The sequence below is a fragment of the Corynebacterium canis genome, from assembly GCF_030408595.1.
Lineage (GTDB): Bacteria > Actinomycetota > Actinomycetes > Mycobacteriales > Mycobacteriaceae > Corynebacterium > Corynebacterium canis.
Window position 1 is genome coordinate 2,438,378 of sequence record NZ_CP047080.1, and the last position, 13,679, is coordinate 2,452,056.

The following is a 13,679-nucleotide window of genomic DNA, read 5'->3' on the forward strand; positions in this document are numbered from 1 at the left end:
GGCTAAGCCGCGGGGAGCGCGGCGGTGATATCCGCGAGGAGGTCGTCCAGGTCCTCGATGCCCACGGAGATGCGCACTAGGTCACGGGGGACTTCCAGCTGGGATCCGGCGGCGGATTGATGGGTCATGGTCGCGGGATGTTCGAGCAGGGATTCGACGCCGCCGAGGGATTCCGCGAGGTAGATGAGTTTGGTATTGGTACAGAAGTGGCGGGCGGCTTCCTCGGAGTGGAAGCGCACGGAGATCATGCCGCCAAAGCCGCTCATTTGGCGGCGCGCCACCTCGTGTCCGGCGCAGGAGGGCAACCCGGGATAGAGCACTTGTTTGATTTGCGGGAGCCCTTCCAGATATTCGGCGATGGCTTGCGCATTGCGGCAATGCGCGGCCATGCGGACGGGCAGGGTTTTAATGCCCCGGATGGTCAGATAGGCGTCGAAGGGGCTGGGGATCGCACCGGCGCCGCCCTGCAGGAATGCCAGCTGCTCGTCAAGCTCGGCATCGTTGGTCACCACCAAGCCGCCTACAACGTCGGAGTGCCCGCCGAGGTACTTTGTCGACGAGTGGAGCACCACGTCCGCACCCAAGCTTAGGGGTTGTTGCAGGTAGGGCGTGGCAAAGGTATTGTCCACCACCAAGGTTGGGGCGCTGGCGAGGGCACGGATCCCCGCGATATCGGCGATGCCAAGGGCGGGATTGGTGGGGGTTTCCACCCAGATTAGTTTCGTATTGGGGCGCAATTCGGCGGCCACGGCATCGAGGTCGGAAAGGTTGGCCACGGAGTATTCCACGCCCCAGGCTGCAAAGACGGAGTCGATAAGCCGATAGGTGCCGCCGTAGGCATCGTTGCCCAGGATGATATGGTCGCCGGGCCGCAGCACGGCGCGAAGCAACACGTCGGTGGCCGCCATTCCGGAGGCGAATGCACGTCCGAATTGGCCGCCTTCCAGCTGGGCGATCAGGGATTCCAGCACGGCGGTGGTGGGATTGCCACAACGGGTGTACTCAAAACCCGCGCGTAATTGATTCAGACCATCTTGCACATAGGTCGTGGAAGCGTAGATGGGCGGGTTGACCGCGCCCACTGCGTCGGGATCGTAGCCGGCGTGGATGGCGGAGGTGGCAAAACCTGGCATGGTGGAATCCTTTCGTCGGTAACTAATACCAACGACAATAGACTAAGCAGTCCATAGAAGCGACTTGGGGTGCCATACCGCTTAGTCTAGAAAAGGCTCATGCCTCCCCGCTGGTACCACACCGTGCCAAAGGCCGCATCCAAGCGAACCCACCGACCATTCGCGGACACCCGCAAATGCCGCGGCACATCCAGCTGCGCACCCGGCACAAACCCCAGATTCACGGCCGCAAAAATCATGCGCATGGGAATCCCAACCTCCACGCCACCACCGGAAACCTGCAGCACATCCTGGTTCAGCAACGACACCGGCGGGCCCAGCGGGCCGGAAAACTGGCGCACCAAATCCTTCCCCTTGCGCGCAAGGTCCGAAACCACACCGGCGGGCACCTCATCTACCAGCTGAAAGCCGGTCTCGGGCGGCAATACCCCCTGCCACAACACTTGCGCATCCGCCACCTCGCCACCCGCCAAGGCGGTGACCAAATCTTCCGCGCGGGCAACCACCTCGCCGCCCTCCAAGGTGCCCACCGCGGTGCGGGAACCGAACACGCCAAAGGGGGTTTGCACAAAGATATCCACATGGTCGCCGCGCTGACGCAGGCGGGCGAGGGTCGCGGCGTCGATACGCAAGGCACGTTGCAGCATCGCCACCGCGCCCTGCTGGCCATCAGTAAGTGCTACGCGCGGCATCTACTTTCCCCGCAACAGAATGGCTTTTTCATCGTCGCGGATGGGGCGCGGCATGCCGGTGCCGAGGTCAATAAACACCTGCGTGCAGATGATCACGCAGCAGGGCTTACCAAACCTGTCCTTGACGCGCTGCGTGGTGGCAAACGACGTTCTGCCCACATAGGTGACCTGTGTGTCGATCTCCACAAGCTCCGTATCGGGCAGAATCGGGCGCAGGTAATCCACCTCGAGGCGCCGGATATACACCGCCGGCAGCTCCTCGAACACATTGTCGCCGAACCCGTCGGCCGCGAACTTCGCCCGGGCCTCGTGCGCGAGCTCGATATAGGAAGCATTGTTTACGTGACCAAAGCGATCAAAGTCCGACCAACGTAGCTTCACCTTGCAGGTGTGAATCAGACCACCTTCAACTTGCCCAGACTTTACGGTAGCTTCAGCCATGCTCTTTCCAATCCTTTCAATGGGGGTCGGCTAACCCTGCAGGGTACACCGAAGAAGACCCTCAGGTCTTCCAGCTATATATCTTTTGCAAAGGAAATCATAGCAATCTGGGATGGGGTGCCCCCACCCGCCCTTGCATTGCAGTGAACTTTAACTGAAAAGCGCGGCCGGGCGGGCACCGACATGGAAACCCCGAAAATCGAACAAACTGGCGAGCTAGCGGGTGAGTTTGCGGTGAGTCACGCGGGACGGGCGAGCCGCGTCCTGGCCCAGGCGCTCCACCTTCTTCTTCTCGTACTCCTCGAAGTTACCTTCGAACCAGAACCACTTGCCTTCCTCGACATTGCCTTCCCAGGCGAGGATATGGGTACAGGTGCGGTCCAGGAACCAGCGGTCGTGGGAAATCACCACGGCGCAGCCCGGGAACTTCTGCAACGCGTTTTCCAGCGAGGACAGGGTTTCCACATCGAGGTCGTTGGTGGGCTCGTCCAGCAGGATCAGGTTGCCGCCCTGCTTCAGCGTCAGCGCCAGGTTCAGGCGGTTGCGCTCACCGCCGGACAGCACCTTGGCGGGTTTCTGCTGATCCGGGCCCTTGAAACCAAAGGCGGAAAGGTACGCGCGGGAAGGCATTTCGTTCTGGCCGACGTGGATATAATCCAGCCCGTCGGACACGACCTGCCACACGGTCTTTTCCCCGTCAATGTTTTCGCGGCCCTGGTCCACATAGGAAAGCTGGACCGTCTGCCCGATTTTCACCTCGCCGGAATCGGGCTGCTCTAGGCCGACAATGGTCTTAAAGAGGGTGGACTTACCAACACCGTTGGGGCCGATCACACCCACAATGCCGTTGCGCGGCAAGGTAAAGGAAAGGTCCTTGATGAGGACGCGGCCGTCGAAACCCTTGTTCAGGTTGTGCACTTCCACAACCTGTGCCCCCAGGCGCGGCGGCGTGGGAATCTGGATTTCCTCAAAGTCGAGCTTCTTGTATTGCTCGGCCTCCGCCACCATTTCCTCATAGCGCTGCAAACGCGCCTTGTTTTTCGCCTGCCGAGCCTTCGCGCCGGAACGCACCCACGCCAGCTCTTCCCTCAGGCGTTTCTGCAGCTTCTGGTCCTTTTTGCCGGCGATTTCGAGGCGCTCGGCCTTCTTTTCCAGGTACGTGGAATAGTTGCCCTCGTAGGGGTACAGCTTGCCGCGATCCACCTCGCAGATCCACTGCGCCACGTGGTCGAGGAAGTACCGGTCGTGGGTGACGGCGAGCACGGCACCGGGGTATTTCGCCAGGTGTTGCTCCAGCCACAGCACGCTTTCCGCGTCGAGGTGGTTGGTCGGCTCGTCCAGCAGCAGCAGGTCCGGCTCCGAAAGCAGCAGCTTGGCCAGTGCTACTCGACGCCGCTCACCACCAGACAAGTGCGTCACCGCCTCGTCCCCGGGCGGGCAACGCAGCGCCTCGAGAGCTTGTTCGATTTTAGAGTCGATCTCCCAGGCGTCGGCGGCGTCCAACTCTTCCTGGAGCTTGCCCATTTCCTCCATGAGCGCATCGGTGTAATTGGTCGCCATCTCCTCGGCGATGGCCTCGAAGCGCTGCTTCTTTTGGAAGATTTCGCCCAGGCCCTCCTCCACGTTTTCGCGGACGGTCTTCTCCTCATTCAGCGGCGGCTCCTGCAGCAGGATGCCCACCGAGGCGCCGGGCTCAAGGTAGGCGTCGCCGTTGGAGGGCTGGTCGATGCCCGCCATGATCTTCAGGATCGAAGATTTACCTGCGCCGTTCGGGCCCACCACGCCGATCTTGGCGCCCGGGTAGAAGGCCATGGTGACGTTATCAAGGATGACTTTTTCGCCGTGGGCTTTGCGCACGTTCTTCATCGTGTAGATGAACTCGCCCATGTTTCCCCTTAAGAATGATTGGAATTGCGGTTGAACTGCTAAAAACTTTGGATACCCGAGGATAAAACTCAGAGTCAGTCACGTCAAAGGGTACCGCACCACCCGTTGACTCCCCGAATGCAATTCCATAGGGTTAGGAAAACCTAACCAACTATTGCGCGCTTCGGAAGGTCGGATCATGCCGAAACATCAACGGAATATGCAGATGCACCCCATTGTAGTCCGCGAACTCGAAGTGCTCCGCGTGGAAGACATTACCTCCGGCATGCGCCGCATTATCTTCGGCGGACCGCAGCTGCGGGCCCACGATTTCGGCCCGCACCGCATCGACCGCCTGCACAGCACGGGGTTTGACGACGACGTGCGGCTGATCTTTCCAGACCCCGCCACCGGGGAGCGTCCCCGACCGCAGCTCAATGAGCACGGTACCGTGATCTGGGACGCCACGGTTAAGGCCCTGTTCCGCACCTATACCGTACGTTGGTTCGACGAATCTGCTCAGGAACTGGCTATCGATTTCGCCCGCCACGGGGTGGGGCTTGCGGAGAACTGGTCCCAAACCGCCCAGGTCGGCGACAAGCTGTGGGTGGTCGGCCCGAAGGCGTGCCGCGCGCTGCCCACCCACCGTGATTGGCTGCTGCTGGTCGGCGACGAGACCGCCCTGCCCGCCATCGCGCGCGGCTTGGAGGAATTGCCCGCCGGGTATCCTGTCCACGCCGTGATTGAGGTGGCTCGGCGCGAACATATCTTCGAGCTGCGAACGGACGCCGACGCCACCATCACCTGGCTGGTGCGCGCCGAGGGTGACGAATTCCAAAAGGCCCTGGAAACCCTCGATTTCCCGCCGCAACCCGGGTACGCGTGGGTGGCCGGCGAGGCCGGAAAGCTGCGCGCCGCCCGGAAAACGTTGCGGGCCCGCGGTTTTGCCAAAGAGGATTCCGAATTCACGGGCTATTGGCGCGATAATCCCGTGACCGTGGAGGAAGACGGTTCCATCACCGGCGGCGGCTTCTCCGTTATGGAACAAGCGCACGAACTCACGGAATTTGCCCCGGCGTTTTTGATCCGCGCCGCCATTAAGCTCGGCGTGTTTACCGCCATCGACGACGGGATTATCGACGCCCCGAAGCTCGCCGAACACCTCCAACTCGACGCCGAGCGGCTCGCCCGCCTCCTGCGGTTCCTAGCCGGGGAATCGCTGGTGACCTTGCAGGACGGCCGCGTACGGCTCACGCCATTGGGCCGGGAATTCGCCGATGAGGAAAGCTTTATGGTGCGGCTGCTGGTTCATGAGGTGGATCGGCGGGGCCTAAGCCTGGCGCACGCGGAACGGGTCATGCGCACCGGGGTGCCCGTGGCCGAATACGCCGCCACCGACCAAGCATTCGAAGAATTCCAGAGCATTACCGCGCAGTGGAGCGCCGAGCCAATGGCCGGTGCCCTGGGCAAACTCCCTGATGATGTCCGAATTCTTATTCGAGGCTACGCGGCGGCGGTATATGCGGAAGAGGTGCGGGCAAAACACGGCGGCAACGCCGCGACCTTGGATATCCAAGTGGAGGCCCCGCACGAGGCACCGCGCACCGAGGGCGCAAATATGGGCATTCTTATCGACCCCGGCGCGACCTGCGCCCCGGCCGCCCTGAGCTCACGGCTGGCGGAATTTGCCAAGCGGGTCGGCGGCGGCCCCGTGTATGTGGTCACCACCCTCGCCGAACCCGGCAATATCAACGATCACCTTTTCGAAGAAGACATGGTGCGCATGTGCTCCTCCGGCGGGCACATCCCCACCCTGGCCGGCATCACGGAAGCCGCCCGGCGCGCCCGCCTGCGCATCACCAGCAATCAACCCATAGGCCTCGGTGACGCGCTGCTCCGGCTCGACTCGGCGACCCGCGGGTAGGTCAGGCGGGCAGGTCGGAGGGGACGATCAGCGGGCCGCCGGTGATGGGGTCCTCGATGATCACCGCCCGCAGACCGAACACCTCTGCGAGCAATTCCGTGGTGATCACTTGTGCGGGGGCGCCGTCGCCCACGATCGCGCCCTCGCGCATCACTATCAGGTGGTCCGAATAGCGAGCGGCGAGGTTTAGGTCGTGCAATACCAGCACGATCGTGCGTTCTAATTCCCGATTGAGCCAGGCCACTAGGTTCAGGATTTCGGTGGCCGCCGCCAGATCCAGATAGGTTGTGGGCTCATCAAGAAATAGAACGTCCGTTTGCTGTGCCAAAACCATGGCGATCCACACCCGTTGCCGCTGCCCGCCAGACAGCGAATCCACCCGCGACCCGGCTAAATCGGAAACCCCGGCCATATCCAATGCGTCGGCGACCTCGCGTTCGTCCTGGGCGGACCATTGTTGCAACCAGCTTTGATGCGGATGCCTGCCGCGGGAAACCAAATCGGCCACTGTCACCCCAGGCGGGGCGAGGGGCGCCTGCGGCAGGAGGCTAATGCGGCGGGCGAGGTCGCGGCGTCGAAAAGCGTGCATATCGGCGCCGTCGAGGGTAAGCGTGCCGGAACGCAGCGGCAGCAATCGAGCAAGTGTTCGCAATAACGTGGACTTGCCGCAACCGTTCGGGCCGATGATCGTGGTGATGCGGCGGGCGGGAATTGCCACGTCAACGGTGTCGAGAATCAGGCGCTCCTGATACCCAGAGCTCACGGACGAACCAAAAATCTTTGCTATTTCCATGTTGAGGCCAGCATTCGGTTTTGACGAACTAACAGGTACACGAGGAATACGCCGCCCGTGGCGGAGGTGACAACGCCGACCGGCAATTCGTGCGGCAGGAGCTGCACCACAATGTCCGCAGCCAGCAACAATGCCGCGCCGACCAGCGCCGACGTAAACAGTGGCGGGGTGGGACTCCGCAGCAGCCGCAACGCGATCTGCGGGCCGACGAACGCGATAAATTGGATCGGGCCCGCCACGGAAACGGACATCGCCGACAGCACAATCGCCACACCAAGCATGGACCATTGTGTGCGACCCATCCCCTGGCCGAGCGCTTGGGCGAGCGTGGGGCCGAGCGAATGCGCCAGGACCAGAAAACCCAACCACCCCAGCAATAACACGGACACCATGAGCACCAGCGCGGCGGGGCGGAGCCGATCCCAATTCGGGCTGTTCAGCGAACCATGCAGCCAAAACGTGGCCTGCCCGGCGTCCGAAATATCGGCGCGGCTGATCAGAAAATACAGGCACGCCTGGAACAGCGCCGAAAGGATAATGCCAAATAGCACCAGCCGCAGCGGGTCGGTGGTTCGACGCCACGCCAGCAGCCACATGATCGCGCCAGCGAACAGCCCTCCAAACAGTGCCGCAAGCGAAAGCCCAACGCCCGCCAGCCACGCGAACACAGTATCGGACTTACCCAAGACAATTGCGGCAACGGCGAATGCGGAGGCGCCGGAAGTGACTCCTAGGATATCCGGACTGGCGAGCGCATTACGCGCAACCGATTGTGTGAGCGCACCGGCGATGCCAAGGGCCATGCCTACCACCAGCGCCGTCACCACGCGAGGCATGCGCCACTTCCACACCACCAAGCGCTCCATCGGCGCGTCGGTGCCTGCGAACACAATGCCGAATACCCGCGGCACGGAAAGCGGATAGTCACCGATGGCTATGCCCGCGGCCATAAGCAGCACAATCAGGACCGTGAGCGCGCCGATGACCACCGCAACCCACGGCCGCCGCACGCGGGAAATCGGGCCAAGCCGCAGCGGAGGCAGTTCCCGAACCGTCATAGTTGCACCACCCTATTGCGCCACAGCAGGTACAGGAACACCGGCGCGCCGACGAACGCCAGTACGATGCCCACCTCTATCTCCCCCGGCTTTGCGACGACCCGTCCCACCATGTCCGCAACCAGCAGCAGCGCCGCACCGATCACCGCCGCATATGGGAGCACCCACCGATAATCCACCCCGCAAATCGAACGTGCGATCTGTGGGGTAAGGAGCCCAAGGAAGCTGATCGGCCCAGCGGCGGCGGTGGCCACGGCGGCAAGGAACGCGATCACGGCAATGCCGGTCACCCGCGCCCGCGCCGCATCTACCCCGAGCGATTGCGCGACGTCATCACCCAAATTGAGCAGGTTAAGCTGCGGCGCCATTAGGAAGGCGATGGTAATCCCAATGATCGTGGCCGGGATCAGGACGTAGAGGGTTTCCAGGTTTCCTTTGTTCACGGCGCCGATTGTCCAGAAGCGCATACGTTCGAGTGCGCCGGCATCGCTGAGGATCAGCGAGGTGGTAAACGCGCTCAGCACCGCCGAAAGCGCCGCCCCGCTGAGCACTAGGGTCATGGGGTTGAGCTGCCCCGCGCCCACATTCGCCAGCACGAACACCAGTACGGTCGCGCCGATAGCACCCAGGAACGCCGCAATGGAAGTAAACGCCATGCTGGCGATCCCAGTGAAAGCGGTGAAAGCTACCACCCCCAGCGCCGCGCCTGCGGACACGCCGACGATGCCGGGATCCGCGAGCGGGTTGCGCGTGTGTCCCTGAATCAGCGCCCCCGCGACCCCAATGGCGGCGCCGACAAATACGGCGATCAGGGTGCGGGGGATTCTTTGTTCGGAAATAACTCGGAAATCGGCGTTCACGGAAAGGGGATCGTGTACCGCCGCCAGAATATTTGAAAGATTACCCATAATTTGTGCGGCACTTATTTGCCCGAGCGCCAATAAACAGACTTATTACGCTGCCCGCCGCTACCGCCAAAACCAATAAGAAAAGCCATATGCTGCGAGTTTTCCAATGCGTCGGTGGCGCTGAATGCGTGACGATGTTCGTTTCTAACGTTGGCACGAATTCCCTACATTCCGGTGTTCAGACTCGGCAAAAACTATTGACAGCAACCATACGCTAATTTAGGCTAAGCAACCCTAAGCAAATTGTATGGCGCACTTAGGAGAGGACCTCCACCATGACGCAGCGTTCCCACATTCGAACTAGAATTCTCACAGCAGGTCTTTTCATTACCGTCGGGCTGACCGCCGCCGCCTGCTCCCCGGCCGAAAACTCCACCGAAAGCGCGCAATCCACCGCCGCCAGCAGCAGCGCCTCTGACAGCGAAAACCAAGGCCAGTGGCCGCGCACCGTCGATTCGCTGGTGGTGCAGGACGGCAAAGCCACCAAAGAAACCGAAAAAGTTGAAATCCCCGCGCAGCCGAAGCGCATCGTTTCCACCACCGTCACCGTCACCGGCAGTTTATTGGCTATCGACGCCCCGGTGGTCGCCACCGGCGGTGCGCAACCCGGCCCTGCAGCCTCCGACAAAGGATTCTTCAATCAGTGGGCACAGGTTGCCGAGGACCGCAATGTGGAAAGCCTTTATCACCTTGATCCAAACCTGGAAAAAATCGTGGGGCAGCAGCCGGACCTGATCGTGGTCTCCGCCGCGGGTGCCGACTCCGCGACGAAACTCCACGACCAGCTCAAAGACGTCGCCCCAGTCGTGGTGGTGGACTATTCCGACAAGAGCTGGGAAGCCCTGATCACCGAACTGGGCACGATCACCGGTTTGGAAAGCAATGCGGAAAGCACGCTGGAATCCTTTAATAAGCGCCTAAATGAGGTCAAGGACGCGATCACGGTCCCCGACCAACCAACGAACATTGGGTTGGCGCTCGCCGAGGGCGAAGGCATGAGCCTGTGGACCAAGCAATCCGCGCAGGGCGAATTGCTTGCCGAGCTCGGCTTTGAGGTGGCGGAACCCGCTGCGGATATCGTGGACACCTCGGGGCAATTCGGCAAACGCACCGACGTTAAACGCGTCACACCGGAGAACCTAGACAAGGCTCTCACCGGCAAAACCTTCTTGGTAAGCAATGTCGACGGCACCGAAGATCCGGTTGCCAAAATCAAGTCGAACCCGCAGCTTGCCGACGCCGAAGTGGTTAATAGCGATCACGTCTATGCCATCGACCCCGAGATTTTCCGCGTGGACTACTACAGCGCCCTCGGATTCCTGGATCAGATAGAGAAACTCTTTAAGAAGTAACCTCCACCCGAACCTCCTGCCCCTCATCTTCCGACTGCGGTGCAGGGTCAATGGTTCCCGGCTGCGGTGCAGGGTCGCTGGCTCCCGGCTGCGGTGCAGGGTCGATAGCGGAGGTGGCCGTAAGGTCTTCATCGTACCCACCCTCCGCCTCCGGGTCGAAGGCCTTCGGGGCCTTCACCCGCTTATCCCCCACCGGTTGCAACGGCGCAGTGGGCAACGAATTCACCGTGTACCTGCTCAAATCCACCCCAATATGCGTGGACTTCAGCACAATTCGAGATTGCCGATTACCGTCCTTATCATCCCATTCACTGCTGACCATCGTGCCCGTTGCGATCACGGCCATGCCGCCCCGCAAACTCGATTTCACATTGCGCGCCAGCTGGCCCCAACACTCCACGCCGATATACAGGTTGTCATAGCTTTCCCACCGCCCAGTGCCTTGATTGAGCCTGCGCCTGCTCGATGCGAGGCGGAACCGGGCGATTTCCCCAGTCTCGCTGATCTTTTTCAACAGTGGATCCGAAACCAAATGGCCGGTAACAGTGACAGTTTGCTGCGCCATGGCGAGCTCCTTTAGCGTTCAGTAGTTTTGCTATCTCTCCACCTAGCCTGCCTCTCCCACCCCACCTTTGGGAAGTGTTTTGCCATGCATCGACCGCCAACCTGTGGATAACTATGCGTTATCCACAGGCCAAGCGCGCACCAACCCCCAAAACCTTTTCCAACCGATGCCCAATCGCCGAAGCATGGGCACGCAGCGGCGTGAAACCCTGAGCTTCCGCACCGAACCTTCCGCGCAAAGTGTGAATAATTTTAGCACCATCGGCCCTGTCGGATCTGCCTCAGGCACATCTAACACGGCCGTTTCGCGCTCCTGCGGAAACACCACCCCCAGCACCTCAGCGTGTCAGATCTGCCTGACCAAGGGTTTTCGTGGACCGACCACCGCAGCAACATGACAACGCAAATGGCGGCGCGACGGATCCAACTAACCCAAGCTTTCCCCGAAATGAGCGCTCAAGATACCCCACCCCGCCCGAGCGCCCTAGAGCCCCCGCCCCAACTCTCAGTTGATGCGATCCCCGCCGGCATTCATCTGCGCCAGCATGGCGTTGTATGCCTCCATTTCTTCATCGCCCGTGGCGTCCGCATGTTCGTCGTAGGTGCGCATCTGCCGCCGGTCGTCCCGATACCAAGCCACCAGCAACGCGCCGAACACGATTACCAGCGGGAATTGGCCGGAGGCCCAGGCGATACCGCCGCCCACGTTCTGATCGTGCAGCAGGTTCATTTCCCAAGGCAGCCCCAGCGTAGCGTAGAAATCCTCCGCCAGGATGGTTTGCATCTGCATAAGCGTCACGCCGAACCACATGTGGAACGGCAGGGAGCCGGACAGCCATGCCAACCTGCCCATTGGGCCACCGCGACCGGGCAAGGGGTCGATGCCGATGAGCTCCCAGTAATACATGCAGCCGGACCATATAAAGATCACGTTCATGCCAAGGTGTCCGGCGTGTTCGGTGACCGCGACGTCGTAAAGCGGGGTGAGGTACAAGATATAGAAGATCACCAGAAACTGAATGGTATTCACCGCAGGGTGAGTGCAAAAGCGCACCACGGGATTATCAATAGCCACCTCCAGCCACTCGCGCGGCCCGGGATGCCCCGGCTCACCGGGTTCCAACGCCGCCAACCATAGCGTCAAAGGCCCACCCAGCACCCAGAACACGGGCACGCCCATGGAGAGGATCATGTGCCCCACCATGTGCATGGAAAACGTGGCGGGCATATTCATGCCGATGCCGGAACACATGGTTACCAGCAGCATCAGGCAGCCGGTGAGGAACCAGGCGGTGCGTCCCCACGCCCAGTGTTCGCCGCGGGAGCGCAGCCGCCACACGCCCCAGAGATAAGCGGCGGCCAGCAAGATAGCCAGCGTGCCAAACACGATATCGAATCGCCACATGGTCCATACGTTCCAAATCGTCGGCTCCACAAACAATTTGTAGCCCAATTGGATATCCATGGTGTTCAGGTCGGGTTCCCGCGGCGGCGGTGGCGGGGTGCGCCCCAAGGACACAGCAACGCCGCAGATTGCCGCCATGACCAGCACTTCTACCACCGCCACCTGGCGGAACAATTGCGGGCGCTCGTCCAGTTTCGGGATCGCCCACACTCGGTGCGCGAAGCCAAAGGCGGCCAGCACCAGCACGCCGATAAACTTCGCGGTGATCAGCCAGCCATAGTCGGTGGTAAACCAATCCGAAAATTCGATCCGGATCCCCGCGTTGATCAGCCCGGAAATGCTCATCACCAGCACCGAAACCAGAGCGATCTTCGAATACCTGGACACCGCCTGCCGCAGTTCCAGGCCGCGACGCCGGCCGTGGGCGATAAGCGCCATCAACCCGCCCAGCCACAGCACCGTAAACAGCAGGTGCCACAGGTAGGAGTTCGTGCCATAATCGTGGTCGCCGCCCGTGGCGGAGTGCCCTTCCAGCCCGAGCGGCACGATCATAATCACCGAGCCGAAGAATAAAACGGGTTGCATGATCCAGCGCCGCGAGAACACTCCCGTTACCCCCGTTGCGGCGGCGAGGATGCCCACCCACAGCCACGCAAGGGACGTCGATACCTGGTTTATTGCTATCGCCCAGTTTTCCATTTTTGCGGCCTGCAGCAGTGATTCGCCGGACACGTCCGAAAGGTACATGGGCACCATAAGGAAGGCTATCGCCGCGAGGAAAAGTGCAGAGATCGCGCCTGTGCGGGAGGCAATCGCGCCGTCCACACTCAGCTCCGCCGTGCGCAACTCATCGCTGCGTGGCGAGACCAAAAACCCCGCTAGCAGGAAGGATCCCGTGCTTAACGCCGCCAGCACCCAACCCCCGGCACGCAGCAACGGCAAGCCGACCGTGGTGAGCACGCCCGGGTCCGGAATACCCAGCGCGGCCAGCGACGCCCCCAAAAAGCGCCAAGATATCCAGGCCCCCACCACACCCGCGACGAAAAAGAACAACACATATAACGGCCATGATGCCCGCACTCGCCCGCGTTTCGACGCCGCGCTCACGGCGGGGGTATCAACTGCAACGTTAGACATGTCCCCCAGGGTAGTTTGTAGATTCCAGCCACCCTACTCCACCACCACGTTGGTGACCGCAAACGGGTGTGCGGTAAAGTTCCCGAAGTAAGGTTTTTACCTTCAAGCCTCCTTAGCTCAGTGGATTAGAGCATCCGGTTTCTACCCGGCTGGTCGCGGGTTCGAATCCTGCAGGGGGCGCTTTTTAATGTCAGGTCGCCCGCGCCGCGATGGGTTGTGCGCAACCGCCCTCATCAGCCGCGCCGCGATGGGTTGTGCGCAACCGCCGACCTGGGGCTCGTCTTTCTATTCTTCATTCGGGGGTCTAACGAAGAAATTCAGGACGAATCTGGCCCAAAAAGGCTGCAAATCGTCTTTTTATTCTTCGTTCGGCACCCCAATGAAGAAATTCAGGACGATCGCAGGT

11 protein-coding genes and 1 tRNA gene are annotated in these 13,679 nt (G+C 61.3%); 3 read left to right on the plus strand and 9 right to left on the minus strand.

Features of this window, described 5'->3' with window-relative positions:
• Positions 1-2: 2 nt before the first annotated feature.
• The 4 genes from CCANI_RS10800 to ettA form a co-directional block, all read right to left on the minus strand.
• Positions 3-1,133, minus strand: coding sequence for a cystathionine gamma-synthase (locus CCANI_RS10800; RefSeq protein WP_146324120.1), 1,131 nt, complete (start codon positions 1,131-1,133; stop codon positions 3-5).
• Positions 1,134-1,219: 86 nt separating this feature from the next.
• Positions 1,220-1,825: a DUF8185 domain-containing protein gene (locus tag CCANI_RS10805; protein ID WP_146324119.1), complete on the minus strand. Its 606-nt coding sequence runs from the start codon at positions 1,823-1,825 to the stop codon at positions 1,220-1,222.
• Positions 1,826-2,266, minus strand: a complete 441-nt coding sequence (locus tag CCANI_RS10810) for an acyl-CoA thioesterase (RefSeq protein WP_146324118.1) — start codon at positions 2,264-2,266, stop codon at positions 1,826-1,828.
• A gap of 216 nt (positions 2,267-2,482) precedes the next feature.
• The gene (gene ettA / locus CCANI_RS10815; RefSeq protein WP_146324117.1) at positions 2,483-4,153 is read right to left on the minus strand and encodes an energy-dependent translational throttle protein EttA; all 1,671 of its coding nucleotides are present in this window, start codon (positions 4,151-4,153) and stop codon (positions 2,483-2,485) included.
• 178 nt (positions 4,154-4,331) lie between these two features.
• On the opposite strand from ettA, the gene CCANI_RS10820 reads away from it, so the two are divergent.
• On the plus strand, positions 4,332-6,056 hold the full coding sequence (locus tag CCANI_RS10820; protein WP_146324116.1) for a siderophore-interacting protein: 1,725 nt from the start codon (positions 4,332-4,334) through the stop codon (positions 6,054-6,056).
• 1 nt (position 6,057) lies between these two features.
• On the opposite strand, the gene CCANI_RS10825 is transcribed toward CCANI_RS10820, so the two are convergent.
• From CCANI_RS10825 to CCANI_RS10835, 3 genes are read right to left on the minus strand one after another with little or no spacing between them, the layout of a single operon-like run.
• Complete coding sequence (locus CCANI_RS10825; RefSeq protein ID WP_146324115.1) at positions 6,058-6,849, minus strand: ABC transporter ATP-binding protein; 792 nt, start codon at positions 6,847-6,849, stop codon at positions 6,058-6,060.
• Positions 6,840-7,907, minus strand: coding sequence for a FecCD family ABC transporter permease (locus CCANI_RS10830; protein WP_146324114.1), 1,068 nt, complete (start codon positions 7,905-7,907; stop codon positions 6,840-6,842). Before CCANI_RS10830 ends, CCANI_RS10825 begins: the two co-directional genes overlap by 10 nt.
• Positions 7,904-8,815 (minus strand): FecCD family ABC transporter permease, encoded by a 912-nt coding sequence (locus CCANI_RS10835; RefSeq protein ID WP_146324113.1) that lies wholly within the window; start codon positions 8,813-8,815, stop codon positions 7,904-7,906. Before CCANI_RS10835 ends, CCANI_RS10830 begins: the two co-directional genes overlap by 4 nt.
• 275 nt (positions 8,816-9,090) lie before the next feature.
• Here CCANI_RS10835 and fepB point away from each other — a divergent pair, with 275 nt between their 5' ends.
• Positions 9,091-10,167, plus strand: a complete 1,077-nt coding sequence (gene fepB, locus CCANI_RS10840; protein WP_146324112.1) for a Fe2+-enterobactin ABC transporter substrate-binding protein — start codon at positions 9,091-9,093, stop codon at positions 10,165-10,167.
• Here fepB and CCANI_RS10845 read toward each other — a convergent pair.
• Positions 10,157-10,732: a single-stranded DNA-binding protein gene (locus CCANI_RS10845; protein ID WP_146324111.1), complete on the minus strand. Its 576-nt coding sequence runs from the start codon at positions 10,730-10,732 to the stop codon at positions 10,157-10,159. The two genes, fepB and CCANI_RS10845, sit on opposite strands and share 11 nt — an antisense overlap.
• Positions 10,733-11,236: 504 nt before the next feature.
• On the minus strand, positions 11,237-13,273 hold the full coding sequence (locus CCANI_RS10850; protein WP_146324110.1) for a bifunctional copper resistance protein CopD/cytochrome c oxidase assembly protein: 2,037 nt from the start codon (positions 13,271-13,273) through the stop codon (positions 11,237-11,239).
• 106 nt (positions 13,274-13,379) lie between these two features.
• Between CCANI_RS10850 and CCANI_RS10855 the strand changes: the two genes are divergently transcribed.
• A tRNA-Arg gene (locus tag CCANI_RS10855) sits at positions 13,380-13,453 on the plus strand.
• Positions 13,454-13,679 lie beyond the last annotated feature (226 nt).

Excerpts from the sequence above, each read along its gene's own strand:
- CCANI_RS10805 (WP_146324119.1), bottom strand. The coding sequence starts at position 1,825 with ATGCCGCGCGTAGCACTTACTGATGGCCAGCAGGGCGCGGTGGCGATG.
- CCANI_RS10845 (WP_146324111.1), bottom strand. The coding sequence starts at position 10,732 with ATGGCGCAGCAAACTGTCACTGTTACCGGCCATTTGGTTTCGGATCCA.
- CCANI_RS10830 (WP_146324114.1), bottom strand. The coding sequence starts at position 7,907 with ATGACGGTTCGGGAACTGCCTCCGCTGCGGCTTGGCCCGATTTCCCGC.
- CCANI_RS10820 (WP_146324116.1), top strand. The coding sequence starts at position 4,332 with ATGCCGAAACATCAACGGAATATGCAGATGCACCCCATTGTAGTCCGC.
- CCANI_RS10810 (WP_146324118.1), bottom strand. The coding sequence starts at position 2,266 with ATGGCTGAAGCTACCGTAAAGTCTGGGCAAGTTGAAGGTGGTCTGATT.
- fepB (WP_146324112.1), top strand. The coding sequence starts at position 9,091 with ATGACGCAGCGTTCCCACATTCGAACTAGAATTCTCACAGCAGGTCTT.
- CCANI_RS10850 (WP_146324110.1), bottom strand. The coding sequence starts at position 13,273 with ATGTCTAACGTTGCAGTTGATACCCCCGCCGTGAGCGCGGCGTCGAAA.
- CCANI_RS10835 (WP_146324113.1), bottom strand. The coding sequence starts at position 8,815 with ATGGGTAATCTTTCAAATATTCTGGCGGCGGTACACGATCCCCTTTCC.
- CCANI_RS10825 (WP_146324115.1), bottom strand. The coding sequence starts at position 6,849 with ATGGAAATAGCAAAGATTTTTGGTTCGTCCGTGAGCTCTGGGTATCAG.
- ettA (WP_146324117.1), bottom strand. The coding sequence starts at position 4,153 with ATGGGCGAGTTCATCTACACGATGAAGAACGTGCGCAAAGCCCACGGC.
- CCANI_RS10800 (WP_146324120.1), bottom strand. The coding sequence starts at position 1,133 with ATGCCAGGTTTTGCCACCTCCGCCATCCACGCCGGCTACGATCCCGAC.